General features: G+C 69.7%; 14 protein-coding genes. 9 read left to right on the plus strand and 5 right to left on the minus strand.

From position 1 onward, the window contains the following. Positions 1 to 28: 28 nt before the first annotated feature. Both ACGHC0_RS24555 and ACGHC0_RS24560 read left to right on the plus strand, forming a co-directional pair. Positions 29 to 1,282: a Zn-dependent hydrolase gene (locus ACGHC0_RS24555; RefSeq protein WP_415267037.1), complete on the plus strand. Its 1,254-nt coding sequence runs from the start codon at positions 29 to 31 to the stop codon at positions 1,280 to 1,282. 2 nt (positions 1,283 to 1,284) lie between these two features. Continuing rightward, the gene (locus ACGHC0_RS24560; protein ID WP_415268459.1) at positions 1,285 to 2,754 is read left to right on the plus strand and encodes a M81 family metallopeptidase; all 1,470 of its coding nucleotides are present in this window, start codon (positions 1,285 to 1,287) and stop codon (positions 2,752 to 2,754) included. A 52-nt stretch (positions 2,755 to 2,806) separates the two neighbouring features. Here ACGHC0_RS24560 and ACGHC0_RS24565 read toward each other — a convergent pair whose 3' ends face one another. Both ACGHC0_RS24565 and ACGHC0_RS24570 read right to left on the minus strand, forming a co-directional pair. Then, complete coding sequence (locus tag ACGHC0_RS24565; protein WP_415267038.1) at positions 2,807 to 3,295, minus strand: hypothetical protein; 489 nt, start codon at positions 3,293 to 3,295, stop codon at positions 2,807 to 2,809. Beyond that, complete coding sequence (locus tag ACGHC0_RS24570) at positions 3,286 to 3,855, minus strand: hypothetical protein (protein WP_368353409.1); 570 nt, start codon at positions 3,853 to 3,855, stop codon at positions 3,286 to 3,288. The genes ACGHC0_RS24565 and ACGHC0_RS24570 overlap by 10 nt, the downstream gene beginning before the upstream one ends. 385 nt (positions 3,856 to 4,240) lie before the next feature. Here ACGHC0_RS24570 and ACGHC0_RS24575 point away from each other — a divergent pair, with 385 nt between their 5' ends. The 3 genes from ACGHC0_RS24575 to ACGHC0_RS24585 all read left to right on the plus strand — a co-directional run bounded on the left by ACGHC0_RS24575 (position 4,241) and on the right by ACGHC0_RS24585 (position 7,681). After that, positions 4,241 to 6,553: an NADP-dependent malic enzyme gene (locus tag ACGHC0_RS24575; RefSeq protein ID WP_019703940.1), complete on the plus strand. Its 2,313-nt coding sequence runs from the start codon at positions 4,241 to 4,243 to the stop codon at positions 6,551 to 6,553. 155 nt (positions 6,554 to 6,708) lie between these two features. After that, a complete protein-coding gene (locus tag ACGHC0_RS24580; protein ID WP_013597088.1) occupies positions 6,709 to 7,113 on the plus strand; it encodes a ribonuclease domain-containing protein in 405 nt (134 codons plus the stop codon). A 142-nt stretch (positions 7,114 to 7,255) separates the two neighbouring features. Beyond that, positions 7,256 to 7,681 carry a barstar family protein gene (locus ACGHC0_RS24585; protein WP_019703941.1) on the plus strand — a complete coding sequence of 142 codons (426 nt, stop codon included), beginning with the start codon at positions 7,256 to 7,258 and terminating at the stop codon, positions 7,679 to 7,681. A 443-nt stretch (positions 7,682 to 8,124) separates the two neighbouring features. On the opposite strand, the gene rsmA is transcribed toward ACGHC0_RS24585, so the two are convergent. From rsmA to ACGHC0_RS24600, 3 genes are read right to left on the minus strand one after another with little or no spacing between them, the layout of a single operon-like run. Further along, positions 8,125 to 8,886, minus strand: a complete 762-nt coding sequence (gene rsmA, locus ACGHC0_RS24590) for a 16S rRNA (adenine(1518)-N(6)/adenine(1519)-N(6))-dimethyltransferase RsmA (RefSeq protein WP_415267039.1) — start codon at positions 8,884 to 8,886, stop codon at positions 8,125 to 8,127. Beyond that, entirely contained in the window at positions 8,883 to 10,313 is a 1,431-nt protein-coding gene (locus tag ACGHC0_RS24595) for a peptidylprolyl isomerase (RefSeq protein ID WP_368353412.1), read from the minus strand. The genes rsmA and ACGHC0_RS24595 overlap by 4 nt, the downstream gene beginning before the upstream one ends. Positions 10,314 to 10,362: 49 nt before the next feature. Next, positions 10,363 to 12,825: an LPS-assembly protein LptD gene (locus ACGHC0_RS24600; RefSeq protein ID WP_415267040.1), complete on the minus strand. Its 2,463-nt coding sequence runs from the start codon at positions 12,823 to 12,825 to the stop codon at positions 10,363 to 10,365. Between the two features lie 90 nt (positions 12,826 to 12,915). Here ACGHC0_RS24600 and ACGHC0_RS24605 point away from each other — a divergent pair, with 90 nt between their 5' ends. The 4 genes from ACGHC0_RS24605 to ACGHC0_RS24620 all read left to right on the plus strand — a co-directional run bounded on the left by ACGHC0_RS24605 (position 12,916) and on the right by ACGHC0_RS24620 (position 17,056). Next, positions 12,916 to 14,034 (plus strand): aminoglycoside phosphotransferase family protein, encoded by a 1,119-nt coding sequence (locus tag ACGHC0_RS24605; protein ID WP_415267041.1) that lies wholly within the window; start codon positions 12,916 to 12,918, stop codon positions 14,032 to 14,034. 101 nt (positions 14,035 to 14,135) lie between these two features. Then, positions 14,136 to 14,852 (plus strand): 16S rRNA (uracil(1498)-N(3))-methyltransferase, encoded by a 717-nt coding sequence (locus ACGHC0_RS24610; protein WP_368355702.1) that lies wholly within the window; start codon positions 14,136 to 14,138, stop codon positions 14,850 to 14,852. Continuing rightward, the gene (locus ACGHC0_RS24615; protein ID WP_415267042.1) at positions 14,849 to 16,276 is read left to right on the plus strand and encodes a hypothetical protein; all 1,428 of its coding nucleotides are present in this window, start codon (positions 14,849 to 14,851) and stop codon (positions 16,274 to 16,276) included. Before ACGHC0_RS24610 ends, ACGHC0_RS24615 begins: the two co-directional genes overlap by 4 nt. Positions 16,277 to 16,357: 81 nt before the next feature. After that, the gene (locus ACGHC0_RS24620; protein ID WP_107161797.1) at positions 16,358 to 17,056 is read left to right on the plus strand and encodes a hypothetical protein; all 699 of its coding nucleotides are present in this window, start codon (positions 16,358 to 16,360) and stop codon (positions 17,054 to 17,056) included. The last annotated feature ends 9 nt before the right edge of the window (positions 17,057 to 17,065 follow it).

Genomic DNA, 17,065 nt, shown 5'->3' on the forward strand with positions numbered 1-17,065 from the left:
ACCCCATTCAGGATCACCGACCGTGGACATGAAGACTTCCCCCCCTGCGCTGAAGGCGCGCGTGAACGGCGCGCGCCTGTGGCAATCGCTGATGGACCTGGCGCGCATCGGCGCCACGCCGAAGGGCGGCGTGTGCCGGCTGGCGCTCACCGCGCTGGATGGCGAGGGCCGCGACCTGTTCGTGCGCTGGGCGCGCGAAGCCGGCTGCAGCGTGCGCATCGACGCCATCGGCAACATCTTCGCGCGCCGCGCCGGGCGCAACGATGCCCTGCCGCCCGTGATGACCGGCAGCCACATCGACACCCAGCCCACCGGCGGCAAGTTCGACGGCAACTACGGCGTGCTGGCCGGCCTGGAGGTGGTGCGCAGCCTGAACGACGCGGGCATCGAGACCGAGGCCCCGATCGAAGTCGCGGTGTGGACCAACGAGGAAGGCTCGCGCTTCGTGCCCGTGATGATGGGCTCGGGCGTGTTCGCCGGCGCCTTCACCCTGGAGCATGCACTCGCCCAGCGCGATAGCCAGGGCACCAGCGTGGCCGATGCCCTGGCCGCCATCGGCTATGCCGGCACGGCGGCGCCCACGCCCGCGGTGGGCGCGTATTTCGAGGCGCACATCGAGCAGGGGCCGGTGCTGGAGGCCAACGGCTGCGTGATCGGCGTGGTGCAGGGCGCCCTCGGGCAGCGCTGGTACGACGTCACCGTGCAGGGCATGGAAGCGCATGCAGGCCCGACGCCCATGGACCTGCGCCGCGACGCGCTGCTCGCGGCCAGCAGCCTGGTGGAAGAGGTGAACCGCATCGCCCTGGCGCATGCCCCGCACGCGCGCGGCACGGTGGGCGTGCTGGAGGTGTTCCCCAGCTCGCGCAACGTGATTCCCGGCAGCGTGCGCATGACCGTGGACCTGCGCGCCGCCGACGACGCGGTGCTGCTGCAGATGGACGCTGCCCTGCGCGCAGCCTGCGAACGCATCGGCACCGCCCGCCGCACGCCGATGGCGGTGGAGCAGGTGGTGTACTTCCCGCCGCAGCCCTTCACACCCGAACTGGTCGAAGGCGTGCGTGCCGATGCGGCCGCCCTGGGCTACACCGCCATGGACGTGGTGAGCGGCGCCGGGCACGACGCCGTGTACCTCGCGCGCCTGGCGCCCACGGCCATGGTCTTCGTGCCGTGCGCGGACGGCATCAGCCACAACGAGATCGAGGACGCAGAACCCGAGCACCTGGAGGCCGGCTGCAACGTGCTGCTGCACGCCATGTTGCGCAGCGCGGGGGTGACGGCATGACGATGAAATTCCTGATCGCGCGTCTCAACCACGAGACCAACACCTTCTCGCCGGTGCCCACGCCGCTGGAGTCCTTCTCGCCCCGCTACGGACAGGAGGCACTGCAGGACAACCTGGGCATGCGCACGGCCATGTCGGCCTTCATCGACCTGGCCCGCAGCCTGGATGCCGAGATGGTGACGCCCGTCTCGGCCATGGCCAACCCCAGCGGCCCGGTGCATGCCGCCGCCTACGACGAGCTCACCCGCCGCATCGTGGAGGCCGCGCCCGGCTGCGACGCCATCCTGCTGGACCTGCACGGCGCCATGGTGGCCGAGAACAGCCCCGACGGCGAAGGCGACCTGCTGGAGCGCGTGCGCGCCGCCGCGCCGGGCGTGCCCGTGGCCGTCGCGCTGGACCTGCACGGCAACATCACGCCCAAGATGGTCGCCCACGCCGACGTGATGGTGGGCTTCAAGACCTACCCGCACATCGACATGTACGAAACCGGCGAACACGCCGGCCGCCTGCTGCTGGACATGCTGCAGGGCCGGGCGCGCTACACCGTGCGCTGGCACCCGCTGCCGATGATGGGCCACACGCTGCGCAGCACCACGCTGCAGGGCGCGATGCTGCGCGCGGTGGACGCGGCCCGCGCGGCCGAGGCCGAAGGCATTCCCGCCGCCACGGTGTTCGCGGGCTTCTCGCTCGCCGACATCGAGGCGCCCTGCATGAGCGTGGTCGTCACCGCCGATGCGGGCGACCCGGCACCGGCCCAAGCCGCCGCCGACCGCATTGCCGCCGCAATCTGGGACGAGCGCGCGGAATTCATCTACGACAGCGAACCGCTGGATGCCTCGTTGCAGCGCGCCCGGGCCCTGGCCGAGGGCGCGGACCGCCCCGTGCTGCTGCTGGACCACAGCGACAACTGCATGTCCGGCGGCACCTGCGATTCGATGGACGTGCTGCAGGCGGCCCTCGCCGAAGGCCTGGAAGACATCGCCGTGGGCCCACTGTGCGACCCCGAGGCCGTCGCCGAACTGATCGCGGCAGGCAGGGGCGCCCGCACCACCGTGCGCCTGGGCAACAAGGTGCCGCTCACCCAGCTCGGCGTGGCCAAGGAGCCGGTCGCGGTCGAGGGCACGGTGGTGGCCATCAGCGACGGCGAATACACCGTCACCGGCCCCATCTACACCGGCCAGCGCTGCGCCATGGGCCGCACCGTGCTGTTCGACACGGGCAAGGCGCGCATCGTGGTGACCGAGCGCACGCACGAACCCTGGGACCTGGGCGTGTTCTCCTGCGTGGGAGTGGACCCGACGGCCCACCGCTTCGTGCTGCTCAAGTCGCGCATGTACTGCCGGCCGGTGTTCGTGCCGCTCTCGCACGCGCTGGTCGAATGCGACAGCCCCACCGGGGTGACGAGTTCCAACTACGCGCTGTTTCCGTTCAGGAACGTGCGACGGCCGGTGTTTCCGCTCGATCCGGCCTGAGAACGTGAGCGCGGCGCAGGCAGGGCCTGCGAACCGTCCCCGGGCCCGCAGGCTACTGCACGAGCTGCCAGAAGGTCACTTGTGCGAACTTGGCATCGCTGGCCCAGGGGTCCCATATGGTCTTGTCGCCCTTGCTGCGGGCGCCGGGCCAGCCACCGAGGGACGTGGACATGGCCAGGGGATAGCTGCCGCGGGTGCGCAATGTTTCCGTCTTGCCGTTACGGGTGTACGCATACCCTCCGGCAGCCTTGTCGGGACCGGGATAGACCACGATGACGTGCCCATGTCCGGGTTCCTTCTTGCCGCCGACGATAAGCGCCCCGCCGCGCGCCAGTTCGCCCACCTGCGACGCAGGAACGGAGCGCCAGTGGCGCTGGCCCTGCACATGGTCCATGAGCGCATTGGCATTCATCCATGGCTGGTCGGGCAGGTACTGCTGGATCACGTACCAGACCGAATGGCTGCAGGAATTGGGATAGAGGGCGGCGGCCTTGTCACAGGCCTGCTGGAGTTTGGCGACCGCTGCGCCGTCTACGGGCATGGGGTGTGGTCCTGTGTCGACGATGCCTCCGCGGTCTTCGCGGGGGAGGCACGGTAGAGGCGGGCGTCGCTGTCCCACCGCAGGGTGGGCAGGCGGTAGTCGCCGCCCTGCGCAGGCGAGCGCACCTGCAGCTGGATCTCCTGGGGAATACCGTCGCGCCAGCGGCCCGGGCGCACCTCGAGGTCTTCGGGCGGGTCCACGGGGAAGAGGTGTGGCAACCGGGCCAGGCAACGGCCCGCCTCGTCCACCAGCAGTGGCAGGGGAAAGCGCTCCCATGGTGCATCGGCCGGCAGGTTGCGGTAATAGGCATCGGTGAAAACCGCCACCAGACGGACTTTGGCCGGCGCCCGGGCCGGAGCCTTGCCCGCCGGGCGTTCGCTCAGGGGACACACGCGCGTCGCGTCGCGGTAGGACGCCCATGCTGCGGGCAGCACCAGGTCGGCGGCAGGCGACTGGCAGTGGGCGGGGTCGATGGCCGGCGGCACCTTGGTCCCGGCCTGGACCGCAGTGGACAGCCCAGCCGCCACCAACCAGCCGGACCATGAAAGAACTGCGTTCATGGGTGCATCAAAAAAATGAATGAATATTTCGGGTGTTTGCAGAGGCCTCGAGCCTCCGGCACGCATATGACTGCGGGCGCGAAGTTTCGCGGCAGATTGCGTCAAATCTCCGCAAAACCCATCAGCTGAAAACCAATTGATTCAAAAATAACGGCAACAGCACAAAAAAGGTCGGCACGACAGAACCGTTGCAGCCCGTGCCTACCCGGCCGGCCAGGTGCCGCGCTTCCAGGTCATGGGTGCTTCGCCCTGGTTAAGCAGAATTCCTTACCAGGGTTTCTACGGCAGGCTGACTACAATCTCACACCCTAAAACGCCGGCCCGTCCTGGAGCGCCCGCTCCCTGGCGAGGTCCGGCAGCCCTTCACAGAGCTGGAGACCCCTTGATGTCCGATACCCCCCCGGTCAACGCCACGCCTGACAAACGCGCCCTGCTGCGCCAAGCGGCCCTCGAATACCACGAGTTTCCGAAGCCGGGGAAGATCGCCATCGCCGCCACCAAGCAGATGGTCAACCAGCACGATCTGGCGCTGGCCTACTCGCCGGGCGTGGCCGCTCCCTGCGAAGAGATCGTCAAGGACCCTGCCGCCGCCTTCCGCTACACCGCGCGCGGCAACCTGGTGGGCGTTATCTCCAACGGCACGGCCGTCCTCGGCCTGGGCGACATCGGTGCGCTGGCCTCCAAGCCCGTCATGGAGGGCAAGGGCGTCCTCTTCAAGAAGTTCGCCGGCGTCGATGTGTTCGACATCGAGATCAACGAGAAGGACCCGGCCAAGCTCGTCGAGGTCATCGCGGCCCTGGAGCCCACCTTCGGCGCCATCAACCTCGAGGACATCAAGGCGCCCGAGTGCTTCTACGTGGAGCGCGAACTGCGCAAGCGCCTGAACATCCCCGTCTTCCACGACGACCAGCACGGCACCGCCATCACGGTGGCGGCGGCCATGCTCAACGCCCTGAAGGTGGTGAACAAGGACATCGGCTCCGTTCGCCTGGTCGCCTCCGGCGCGGGTGCCGCCGCCCTCGCCTGCCTGAACCTGCTGCTGAAGGTGGGCCTCAAGCGCGAGAACGTGTTCGTCACCGACCTGGCCGGCGTGGTCTATGAAGGCCGCACCGAGCTGATGGACGAGGACAAGATCCAGTTCGCCCAGAAGACCGACGCCCGCACCCTGGCCGAAGTCATCGACGGCGCCGACGTGTTCCTGGGCCTGTCGGCCGGCGGCGTGCTCAAGCCCGCCATGGTGGCCAAGATGGCCGCGCGCCCGGTCATCTTCGCGCTGGCCAACCCCAACCCGGAAATCACGCCCGAGGACGCCCACGCGGTGCGCGGCGACGTGGTGATGGCCACCGGCCGCACGGACTACCCGAACCAGGTCAACAACGTCCTGTGCTTCCCCTACATCTTCCGCGGTGCGCTCGACTGCGGCGCCACGACCATCACGCTGGAGATGGAGATCGCCGCGGTGCACGCCATCGCCGAACTGGCCCAGGCCGAGCAGAGCGAAGTGGTGGCCGCGGCCTACGTGGGCGAACCCCTGGCCTTCGGACCCGAATACCTGATCCCCAAGCCGTTCGATCCGCGCCTGATGATCAAGATCGCGCCGGCCGTGGCCCAGGCCGCCGCCGACAGCGGCGTGGCCCAGCGCCCGATCGCCGACATGGACGCCTACCGCGACCACCTGCAGACTTTCGTTTATGCCTCCGGCACGATGATGAAGCCCATCGTCAACGCCGCCAAGCTGGCCGCCAAGAAGCGGGTGGCCTACGCCGAGGGCGAGGAAGAGCGCGTGCTGCGCGCCGCGCAGATCGTGGTGGACGAGAAGATCGCCCGCCCCACGCTGATCGGCCGGCCGGCCATCATCGCCCAGCGCGTCGAGAAGTTCGGCCTGCGCCTGAAGGAAGGCGTGGACTACGACGTGGTGAACGTCGAGAACGACCACCGCTACCGCGACTTCTGGCAGACCTACCACCGGATGACGGAGCGCAAGGGCATCACCGTGCCCATCGCCAAGATCGAGATGCGCCGCCGCCTGGCGCTGATCGCGTCCATGCTGCTGCACAAGGGCGAGGTGGACGGCATGATCTGCGGCACCTGGGGACACACCGCGCACCACCTGAACTACATCGACCAGGTGATCGGCAAGCGCGCCGGCGTGAACACCTACGCCTGCATGAACGGGCTGCTGCTGCCCGACCGCCAGGTCTTCCTGGTGGACACGCACGTCAACTACGACCCGACGGCCGAACAGCTCGCCGAGATCACCGTGATGGCGGCCGAGGAAATGATGCGCTTCGGCATCAAGCCCAAGGCGGCGCTGCTGTCGCACTCCAACTTCGGCTCGAGCAACCAGCCCAGCGCAGTCAAGATGCGCCAGACGCTGGACCTGCTGCGCGTGCAGGCCCCCTGGCTCGAGGTGGACGGCGAGATGCACGGCGACGTGGCCCTGGATGCCGCCCTGCGCACCCAGGTGATGCCGCACAGCACGCTGGCCGGCAGTGCCAATCTGCTGGTGCTGCCCAACATCGATGCCGCCAACATTTCCTACAACCTGCTCAAGACCGCGGCCGGCGGCGGCATCGCCATCGGCCCCGTGCTGCTGGGCGCGGCCGAGCCGGTGCACGTGCTCACCGCCAGCGCGACCGTGCGGCGCATCGTCAATATGACAGCCCTGACGGTGGCCGACGCCAACGCCGCGCGCTGAACGGCCCGGCCATAGCGAGCGCTAACTTTAAGGCGCTCCGAAACCCTTCGGCGCCTGCCCATTTTTTGGGCAGGCGCTTGCTTTTTGGGGGTCTTTACGTCACACTACTGGCTCGAAATTTCGGGTAAACCCGTAGTTTCTGAAAGGTGTAGTTGATGCTGAAGGCCATCGCCATCCGGGCGTACACGGCAGGTATTGCATACGCTCTGGGTGCCGCGTTCGTTCTGGCCCCTCTCTCGGGGGAAGCCCGGAATGCTCCGTCCCCGGGCGGAACCGACACCATCGCATTGGCCGAACTTCCCCCGCAAGGACGCGCCACCTTCAGTCTCATCCGCGAAGGCGGCCCCTTTCCCCACGACAAGGACGGCAGCGTCTTTGGCAACCGGGAACGCCTGTTGCCCCCGCACAAGCGGGGCTACTACCGGGAATACACCGTCAGGACACCGGGAGCGAGCAACCGTGGTGCACGGCGGATCGTATGCGGCGGCCCCCCGCGCACGCCGGACGCCTGCTACTACACCAGCGACCACTACGCGAGCTTTCGGAAGATCGTGGAATGACTTGGCCTCCGAGCCCAGCGGGCAGGAGCCGATGCACTGAACGATCGCAGGCCTGCCGACTCTTTTCCTGAGAAACCGTGCCATCCGGGCGGTTTCCGGCGATATTCCTCATTGGTGACTACATAAAGAAAGAGCAGCGGAGATGGAAATGCCACTTCGTACCGACCAGGACAACCCACTGCGCGGCGTGCGCCCCAACATCGTGCAGTCGATCCGGGCCTTCCGCGTGCAGGATCTGCAGGCCTCCGCCCAGGCGCTGGGCCAGCACTTCCTCTATGCCAACCTCGCGCACGCGCAGACCAAGCAGGACGTCCTGGAACTCATCGCCAGCCAGTTCATGTTCCCGGCGCACTTCGGCAAGAATTTCGATGCGCTGTACGACTGCATGACCGACCCCTTGCATAAATCGGGCCCGCAGCCCGGCTTCATCGTGGTGCTGGAACAGATCCCCACGACCGTGAAGTTCGACAAGGAAGCGCGCGAGCAGCTCCTGGACATCTTCCGTGAAGCCGCGGACTACTGGGGCGACCGCAAGATCGCCTTCCGGTGCTTCTATTCTTTTCTGTAGCCCGTTCTGCATCCAACAGCCAGGCAGAACGGGCGAACGAGGCTAAAGAGGCCGCAGCGGAGCCCATCCAGATCGCTCTCGCCCCAGGCGCCGAGAAGATGCCCACCGACAAGCTCGTGGATGTCTCTCCGCTGGCACTGCGCATGAGCAGCCCGTTCAATGCGGGTTACTGGCTCGCGGCGGCCTGATTCGGTACATCCCCCTGAGGCGCTGCGCACCTCCGCGCCGCCGCCAGAAGCGGCTGCTCTTCGGGCACGTCCCAGCCTGCGCAGGCAGGCTGTGAGCCGCGGCCCTCAGCCCCTTCTCTCAACGCGCTTCGCGCTACGGGAAGGGGGACGACACCAGCGCGGCGGGGCGGTCCTTGCGCGGTGTCTCTGGCCTGGGCCGCGCCGGTTTCCAAGCGCAGTGACGACACCTTGCTGCGGGGTGACTGGAACAGGACTTCAAGCGCAAGCCTGCGCCAGCGCCACGTAGTCGGCCACGGGCACTTCCTCGGCGCGGCGCTGGGTGTCGAAGGTGCCGGTGAACTGGCGGGCTTCGAGCCAGCGGCCGAGGGTGTGGCGCAGCAGCTTGCGGCGCTGGCTGAAGGCCACCTGCACGAGTTCCTCGAGCAGCCGGGGCGCGACCGGCGCGGGAGCGGCATGGGGCACCATGCGCACGACGGCGCTGTCCACGCGCGGGGGCGGGTCGAAGCTCTCGGGCGGCACGAAGAGCACGTCTTCCATGGCGTAGCGCCATTGCAGCATCACCGAGAGGCGGCCGTAGTCGCTGGTGGCGGGTTGGGCCACCATGCGGTCGATGACCTCTTTCTGCAGCATGAAGTGCTGGTCCTCGACGACGCCCACGTGCTCGAGCAGGTGGAAGAGGATCGGGGTGGAGATGTTGTAGGGCAGGTTGCCCACGATCCGGATGCGGGTGGCGCCCAGGTTCGCGGCCACCGCGGAGAAATCCACCTTGAGCACGTCGGACTCGATCACGTCGAGCTGCCCGTGGCTGCGCAGGCGCTGGGCGAGGTCGCGGTCCAGCTCCACCACCGTCAGGCGCCCGAGCCGCTCGACCAGCGGCTGCGTGAGCGCGGCGAGGCCCGGGCCGATCTCCACCATCGGCTGGCCGGGTGCCGGCGCGATGGCACGGACGATGGCGTCGATGATGGCCTGGTCGGCCAGGAAGTGCTGGCCGAAGCGCTTGCGCGGGATGTGCTTCATTGCGGCGCGTCGCGGTATTCCACGTAGGCGCGGGCACGGGCTTCCTGGGCCCAGTTGGTGAACGCTTCCTCGAGCTTTTTCTCGCGCACGGCATCGCGCACCATGTCGCGCTGCTCGCGCTGCGTGAGCTTGGCCTCGCGCCGCTCCAGCAGCTGGATCAGGTGCACGCCGAAGCGCGACACGATGGGCTGGCTGATCTCGTCCGGCTTGAGCGCTTCCACTGCCTCCTCGAACTCCGGCACGTAGCGGCCCGGGCCGGCCCAGCCCAGGTCACCGCCCTGCTTGGCGCTGCCGTCCTGGGAGTGCTCGCGCGCGAGCGTGGCGAAATCGGCCTGGCCCGACAGGATGCGGCGGCGGTACTCCGCCAGCCGCTCCGCGGCTGCGGCCTCGGTCAGCTGCGGCCCGGTGCGCAGCAGGATGTGGCGCACGTGGGTCTGCACGGCCGAGGAGGGAATGCCGGCGCGCGAACGCTCCAGCACCCGCAGCACGTGGAAACCGGCCGGCGAGCGCACCGGGCCGGCGATGCCGCCCACGGGCACCTGCTGGACGGTCCGCAGGAAGAGGTCCGGGTAGCGGTCGGCCGGGCGCAGGCCCAGTTCGCCGCCGATGGGGGCATCGGGGGCATCGGAGAGTTCACGCGCCACCTTGGCGAAATCCTCGCCGCCCCGCACGCGGTCGGCGGCCTGCTGCGCGCGCTGGCGGCGCTGCTCCACCACGTCCGGCGTGGCGTTCTCCGGCACGGAGATGAGGATATTGGCGAGGTTCAGCTCGATCTTGGACGGATCCGATATCGCGGACTGCTGCTGGTCGCGCATGTACTGGTCCACGTCGAGATCGGTCACGCGCACGCGCGACTCCACGTCGCGCTCGCGCAGCCGCTGGATCAGCATCTGGTTGCGCAGTTCGCTGCGGAAGCGCTCCGGACTGATGCCGTCGGCCGCGAGGCGGCGCTGCATTTCCGGGATGCTCACGCTGTTCTGCCGGGCCACGGACTGCTCGGCCTGGGAGACTGCGTAGTCGTCCACCTTGATGCCGCTCTCGATGGCCATCTGCACCTGGATCTTCTCGTTGATCAGGCGCTCGAGCACCTCGCGGGCGAGCACCTGCCGCGGAGGCCGCTCTCCGCCCTGGGCGGCCAGCTGGTGCTCCACGCGCGCCAGGCGGGCCTGCACTTCGTTGTTCGTGATCGGTTCGGTGTTCACCACGGCGACGATGAAGTCGGCCTGGCGGGCCGCCTGGGCGCCACGCGCCGAAGGGCCCGGATCCGGCAGGGTGATCTGGGGCGCGGCGCGCAGCGATGGCGATGCCGACGGTGCCGGCAGCCCCGCGCCGCCGGGCAGGCGCAGCCCCTGCGCACCCGCGGGTGCGACGGAAACGATGGCGGCGGCGAAGCCCGCGAGGCCCAGGATGAATGCTCGATGGTTCATGGAAAAGCGTCGGATGCGGATCGGGGCGATGGGTCTTGGACTGCGGCCGTCAGTCGTAGTTCGTGAACCGGCTCGGCGCAGGCACCGGCTCGCGCAGGTACTGGTAGCGCGGGATGTTCTGCTTGAGCGTCTGGATCGGGTCGGAACCCAGCGAGAGGCGGGAGAAGCCCACGAACTCGATCTGGAAGAGCAGCCGGGTGGTGGCCGTGGTCACGCTGCTCTGCAGGCGCTCGAGCACCACGCGTCCGATCCAGCAGCAACTGTCGTATTCGAAGCCGATGACCGTGTCCACGAGCTTGCGGTCCTGCAGGCTGTAGTTCAGGCGGCCGACGGAGTACCAGCGCCCACCGCCCTGCCCGCGGCCCGGGCCGAGGTTCTGGCCCTTGTCGCCCCAGAGGTCGTTGATGGGCCACTGCCAGCCCACGTCGATCTGCTCGCTGGTGCCCCGCTGGAAGCGGTAGGCCGCGTTGATGACGCGGTAGTCGCTGGGGTTGTAGCGCGCGCCGATGGTGGAACGGATGGAGCGGCCGGTCTTGGGGTTGTACTGCACGGTGGAGTCGAAGCCCCACTGGCGCGTCCAGTTGATACCGGCCCCCAGCAGCACGTCCGAGAGGCGCTCGCTCACGGGCGCCTCGCCCGGCATGACCACGTTCTGGTCGCTGAAGCGCAGGCGCTGGGCAATGCCGAAGCGGGCCGCCTCGCCGCCGTCGTCGGGGTCCAGCAGGCGGGTGGTGACACCCAGCGTGAGCAGGTTGTTGTCGGCGATGCGGTCATTGCCGCTGTAGCCGTTCTCGGTGTAGATGGTGGCGAAGTTGAAGTCGTTCGCCGCCGTGTCGTACACCGGGATCATGCTCTGGTCGCGGTACGGCGTGTAGGTGTAGAAGGCTCGCGGCTCCAGCGTCTGCACGAAGTTGCGGCCGAAGTAGCGCGCGTCGCGCTCGAACACGAGGCCGCTGTCCAGGCTGAAGGTGGGCAGCGCGCGCGATGCCGTGCGCTGCCCCGTCGCCGTGAGGGCGCTGTCGAAGTCGTACTGCGTGGCGTGGAACTGCACGCGCGGCGTGATGAACCCGCCCGGCGCCAGGAACGGCCGGCTGAACTGCGCCATGGCATAGCTGCGGCGGGCATTGGGCTGGCCGGTGAGCGCACGGTCCGCGCGGAAGTCGGTGTAGTCGGCCTCGACGCTGGCGTCGAAGCCGCCGGGCAGCGACGACGGCGTGTAGCCCCAATGGATCTGGGGCATGCGGTCGTACGGCGGCACGATGGGCGCGTTCACGTCCTGCAGGACCTGCCACTTGAGGGTACGCAGGCTCAGCGACATGTCGTAGCCGCCCCAGGACAGGGACGCATCCGCCGGCAGCAGGCGCTGCGTGAGCTGGCTGATGCCGCCGTTGGTCCGGGTGCTGAAGTCGCGCCAGTAGTTGTCGTCGCTCACGCGCGTCGCATCCACGTTCAGGCCGATGCCGCCGATGCCGGTGTCGAAGGTGCCGCGGTGCTTCAGACCCAGTGCCCAGCGGTCGCGGTCGCGCAGCCGGTCCGAGGGCATGTAGTCGCCCCGGATCTCGCCGCTGTAGGTCGGTTCCAGGTAGCGGAATTCTCCGCTGGTGCTGACGCCACGCTTGGACATGACCGTGGGCGTGATGGTGGCATCCCGGTTGGGCGCGATGTTCCAGTAGTAGGGCTGCGAATACACGACGCCGCTCACGCTGTCGATGCCCACGGTGGGCGGCAGCAGGCCGGTCTTGCGCTTGTCCGACAGCGGGAACGTGAAGCTGCCGGGCACCGGCAGGACGGGTACGCCCTGGAACTCCAGCACGCCCCCTTCGGCCGTGCCCACCTGTTCGGCGTTGTCGATCTTGATGCTGCGGGCGCGCACGATCCAGGCCGGCTTCCAGGTGGATTCGTCGTCCTTCTGGCAGGTGGTGTAGGTGGCTTCGTGGACCACGGCGCGGTCGCGGTCGATGAAGTCCACGCGGCGCGCGTCGCCATAGGCGCCATTGGCGAGGAAGCGGTAGCTGGCGTCGTCGAAGAACCCGGAGAACGCATCCACCTGCAACTCGAGCAGCGACCCCTCGTACACGTTGCCGGCGCGGTTGATGCGCACGTTGCCACGCGCCTTGGCGAGGTCGTCGGGCACCGCGTAGTCGAGCCTGTCGGCGTGGATGATGGTGTCGCCGCGCCGCAGCTCGGCATTGCCCTCGACGGTCGCGTTGATGTCGGGCTGGCCGGAGACATGGTCGCCCCGCACGAAGATCGGCAGCTTCGGCCGCACGTCCTCGGGAATCTTCTCCTGCAGCAGCGGGCTGGCCCGCAGGGCGGGAGCGGGCTCGGCCGCAGCGCCGGGGCCGGGTTCGGTCTGCGCGAGCGCTGCCAGCGGCAGCCCGCACACCATCCAGGCGGCCAGGCGGGCAAGCGCCCGCTGCTCGAACCGCGGGGGGTCGGCACGGTTCCGGCGGCGGGCAGGCAGGCGGGAATGCGTCGGTCGGAGGGGATCGGGCAAGGAAGAAAGGTCCATGGATTCAACCGGTCGGCGGCGCGCCCGCTCGGGGCGGGCACCGCAGGCCACCCGGACGGGAGAGACCGGGTTTGTAAAATCGGATTATCCATGAGCCACCCCCGTCCCCCCTCCCCGGCCGCCGATGCCGGAGCCCACGCCGTCGCGTGGCCCGATCCCTCCCGCCGCGCCGCCTTCGATGCATGGCTGGCTCCGCTGGTGGCTGCGCACGGCCTGGTGCCGTCCAGCCTGCGCCCTGCCTCCGCCGACGCGAGCTTCCGCCGCTACCTGCGCATCGATGGCGTGGATGGCGCGAGCCGCATCGTCATGGACGCCCCGCCGGACAAGGAGGACTGCCGCCCCTTCGCGCACGTGCAGCGGCTGATGGCCGAGGCGGGCCTGAACGTGCCGCGGATCCTGGCATGGGACGAAGCCCATGGCTTCATGCTGCTGTCCGACCTGGGCCGCGAAACGGTGATCGAGCGCCTCGACCCGGCGCTCCCGGCCGATGCCCACGCCTGGTACCTGCAGGCCACCGACGTGCTGCTGCAGTGGCAGCAGGCGTCGAAGCCGGACACGCTGCCGCCCTATGACGCCGCGCTGCTGCGGCGCGAACTGGCGCTGTTTCCCGACTGGTACCTGGCGCGCCACCGGGGCGTCGCACTGGACGACGGACAGCAGGCGACGCTGGGGCGCGCGTTCGACGCCATCGTCTCGGCCAACCTCGCCGCGCCGTCGGTCCATGTGCACCGCGACTTCATGATGCGCAACCTGATGGTGCCCGCCGAGGCCGGCGCGCCCCTGGGCGTGCTGGATTTCCAGGATGCCGTGTGGGGCCCCGTCACTTACGACATCGCCAGCCTGCTGCGCGATGCCTTCATCAGCTGGGACGAGGATTTCGTCATCGACATTACCGTACGTTACTGGGAAAAGGCCCGGCGTGCGGGCATTCTCGGCAGCGGCAGCGCTTCCGGCTGGGGCGACGACTTCGGCGAGTTCTACCGCGCCGTCGAATGGATGGGGCTGCAGCGCCACCTGAAGGTGGCCGGCATCTTCGCGCGGCTCACGCTGCGCGACGGCAAGCCCCGCTACCTGGCCGACACGCCCCGCTTCCTCGGCTACATCCGCTCCACGGCAGGCCGCTACCGCGAACTCGTGCCGCTGCTGCGGCTCATCGACGCCGTCGAGGGCACCGAAGCCGTGGCCGGCTACGCCTTCGGCCGGGTCTGACGGGGCCGGCCCGGGCTCCCGGGCCTTGCCCCGGAACACCGGGTGCCACCCACCGCACTCCCCACTCCATCATCCGCAACACCGACGACGCCAGCGTGAACATTCCCCGCTTCCATTGCCCCGAGCCGCTGTCCAGCGGAGCCGCGCTGGCGCTGCCGCCCGCTGCCGCGCGCCATGTGCAGGTCCTGCGCCTGCAGCCCGGCGACGCGATCACGCTGTTCGACGGGCGCGGCGGCGAGTACGCCGCCACGGTGGCGCGCATGGGCCGGTCCGATGTCGAGGTTCTGGTAGGCGCGCACGACCCGGTCGAGCGTGAGGCCGGCCGCAGCGTCCACCTGGTCGTGGGCATGCCGGCCAACGAGCGCATGGACTGGCTCGTGGAGAAGGCCACCGAACTGGGCGTGGCACGCATCCAGCCCGTGGCGGCGGCCCGCAGCGTGCTCAAGCTCTCCGGGGAGCGGGCGCTCAAGCGGCAGGCGCACTGGCAAGCGATCGCCGCGGCGGCCTGCGAACAGTGCGGGCGCAACCGCGTGCCGCAGGTGGAAGCCCCCGTGCCGCTGGCGGACTGGCTGCGGCTGCCCCCCGCGCCCGATGCCGCGCGGCTGGTGCTGTCGCTGCGCGAAGGCAGCCGGCCGTTGCATGACGCCGCAGCGGGCGCCGCCTGCGTGCAGGTTCTGCACGGCCCCGAAGGCGGCCTGGCCCCGCACGAGGAAGACCTCGCGCTGGAGCGCGGTTTCCTGCCCGCCAGCCTCGGCCCGCGCGTGCTGCGCGCCGAGACGGCCTCGGTGGCGGCGCTTTCGCTGCTGGCCTGCGCATGATGGCGGCGCGCATGGAATCTTCCACCCCGGCTCCCGGCACCGAAGCCCCCTGGGCGGACCTGGCGGACGCCGATGCCCTGCTGCCCGGCGGGCCGGACGAGGCGGCGGGCGCCCTGTTCGACTTCTTCCGCGACACGGACGCCGCCACGGACGATCCCCTGCTCTGGCGCATCGCGCGCGAACAGGAGCTGTCGCAGGCGCTGAGCGGGCTGTTCCACGGCCCCGCCGCGCTGGTGCAGTTGCGCCTGTGGGTGTTCCTGCAACTCGCCCGCCAGGGCGAGTCCCAGCTGTCGCGCGAGCGCATCGACGAACTCTTCCACGCGCTGCGGCCCGAGGCGCTGGACACCGTGCTCAAGCGCTTCCGCGACGTGGGCCTGCTGGCCTGGGACGACAGCCTGCGCGCCTACACCCTGCCGCCCCTGGCGCAGCGCGTGGCCGGCCTGCTGGCGCCGCTGGCCAGCGGCGACGCGGCCGTGCAGGACGCCGAAGGCGGCGAACTGGCCGCGCTGCTCGGGCAGGTCGTGGGCGCGAACCAGCTGGGGGCACTCGACGCCGGGCAGCTGCAGATGCTGCAGGCGCAGCTCACCCGGCTGCATGGCGAGTTCGCCGACGCGATCGCGAGCGGTTCGGAGTTCCGGCTGCGCGCGGCGCGCCAGCGCTACGACCGCGCGGCCGTGCTGATCGACCGGGCGTCAGACGCCATCACGGCCATCATCGGCCATGCCCACGGGCACATCGCCATGGAACGCGCGGCCCGTGCGCTGGGCCAGGCGCAATCGCGCCTGCTGGCGATGGCCAGCCAGTTCAACCGCGCGCTGCAGCAGGTGGACCGCCAGCGCGTGACGCTCGGCACCACCGGCATCACCAGCACCGACGTGAAGCGCTGGCTGCAGACGCTGCGCCAGCCCGCCGCGCTGCTCGACACCGCGCTGGCCGTGCCGGCCGGCCTGAGCGCGCTGGCCCCGCACGAACTGCTGGATGTGACCGAGGCCGAGTTCGAGCGCGACCGCCCCACCCAGGGCCCCGCGGAAGACCTGCCCGGCGCCCAGGAAGCCCCGGCCGGAACGCTGGCCGCCGTGGCCCTGCCGCGCGAACTGGGCGATCTGTCCGATCTGCTGGCGGCCTGGACGCTGGAAGCGCCCGCCGGGGAAGCGGCCGGCGCGCCGCGCGACGTGGCCGCCGCGCTGCTCGGCGCCGAGCCGCATTCCGCACGCTATGCCCAGGTGGCGTACAAGGCCCAGCTGCTGCCGCTGCTGGGCGATCCGCAGGCCGGCGTGCTGCCCGGCGCCACCGGGGCGCTCGCGCGCCAGCCCTGGCGCGTGGAATGGGAGGCCGCCATCCAGGCCCTGGACCACCCGCAGGTGGAACTGGTGAGCCGGGGCCGGCTGGTGCCTGCGGACACTCCGCCGGATACCGCCGGCTGAGGCCGCGGCCCGCTGCCTGCCACCGTTTTCGTTTCGTTTTTTCCTGACTGCCTTTTTTCGTTTCCGGATGGACCGCTGCCCATGGACGACGCCGCCCTGCTGATCGCAGAACTCCTCACGCGCCGCTGGCTGCCGCGCAGCCACCCGCGGGTCAAGCGCGCGCTGGTCGATGCCGAACTCTTCGCGCAGGTCGAGCAACGCCTGGCGCAATCCGGGCTGCGCTTCGTGGACAGCATCTACGCCGACCACGTCAGCCTCGCGCTGCTGCAGCCCGCGCAGAATGCCGTGCTCGGCGAAGGTGCGCTCAACGCCAACAACAACCTGGACCTGCCGCGCGATGCGCAGGCCCTGCTGGTGGTGCTCTGGGCGCTCATCGTTTTACCGAAGCGCGAGCGCCAGACCAGCCGCACCGAAGCCGAAGGCGACGGCCAGAACGACTTCTTCCCCGGCGCCAAGCCCCTGCCCTCCGCCCGGCTCGTCAGTCCCGTGCTGTCGTACAAGACGCTGCTGGAGGACTATGGCAACCAGCTCGGCAAGAAGCTGCGCCTGGACGCCAACCTCAAGCTGCTGGAACGCCACGGTTTCATCACGCGGCGCCAGGACGAGATCGGCGAAGGCCCGCTGCTGGACGTGCTGCTCGACTACGACGTGCTCGCGCCGCGCATCCTCGACGGCGCGCTGGCAGACGTGCTCGCGCGCGAACGTGCCGCAGCGCCGCCGACGCCGGACGCGGCGGTTGCCGCCCCCTCTTCCTCCGGGTCCGAGACCCCCACGGCCTGACCGGGCCTC

Source organism: Acidovorax sacchari (genome assembly GCF_042847045.1).
In the GTDB taxonomy this organism is placed as follows: Bacteria; Pseudomonadota; Gammaproteobacteria; order Burkholderiales; family Burkholderiaceae_C; genus Paracidovorax; species Paracidovorax sacchari.

Excerpts from the sequence above, each read along its gene's own strand:
- ACGHC0_RS24555 (WP_415267037.1), top strand. The coding sequence starts at position 29 with ATGAAGACTTCCCCCCCTGCGCTGAAGGCGCGCGTGAACGGCGCGCGC.
- ACGHC0_RS24560 (WP_415268459.1), top strand. The coding sequence starts at position 1,285 with ATGAAATTCCTGATCGCGCGTCTCAACCACGAGACCAACACCTTCTCG.
- ACGHC0_RS24565 (WP_415267038.1), bottom strand. The coding sequence starts at position 3,295 with ATGCCCGTAGACGGCGCAGCGGTCGCCAAACTCCAGCAGGCCTGTGAC.
- ACGHC0_RS24570 (WP_368353409.1), bottom strand. The coding sequence starts at position 3,855 with ATGAACGCAGTTCTTTCATGGTCCGGCTGGTTGGTGGCGGCTGGGCTG.
- ACGHC0_RS24575 (WP_019703940.1), top strand. The coding sequence starts at position 4,241 with ATGTCCGATACCCCCCCGGTCAACGCCACGCCTGACAAACGCGCCCTG.
- ACGHC0_RS24580 (WP_013597088.1), top strand. The coding sequence starts at position 6,709 with ATGCTGAAGGCCATCGCCATCCGGGCGTACACGGCAGGTATTGCATAC.
- ACGHC0_RS24585 (WP_019703941.1), top strand. The coding sequence starts at position 7,256 with ATGGAAATGCCACTTCGTACCGACCAGGACAACCCACTGCGCGGCGTG.
- rsmA (WP_415267039.1), bottom strand. The coding sequence starts at position 8,886 with ATGAAGCACATCCCGCGCAAGCGCTTCGGCCAGCACTTCCTGGCCGAC.
- ACGHC0_RS24595 (WP_368353412.1), bottom strand. The coding sequence starts at position 10,313 with ATGAACCATCGAGCATTCATCCTGGGCCTCGCGGGCTTCGCCGCCGCC.
- ACGHC0_RS24600 (WP_415267040.1), bottom strand. The coding sequence starts at position 12,825 with ATGGACCTTTCTTCCTTGCCCGATCCCCTCCGACCGACGCATTCCCGC.
- ACGHC0_RS24605 (WP_415267041.1), top strand. The coding sequence starts at position 12,916 with ATGAGCCACCCCCGTCCCCCCTCCCCGGCCGCCGATGCCGGAGCCCAC.
- ACGHC0_RS24615 (WP_415267042.1), top strand. The coding sequence starts at position 14,849 with ATGATGGCGGCGCGCATGGAATCTTCCACCCCGGCTCCCGGCACCGAA.
- ACGHC0_RS24620 (WP_107161797.1), top strand. The coding sequence starts at position 16,358 with ATGGACGACGCCGCCCTGCTGATCGCAGAACTCCTCACGCGCCGCTGG.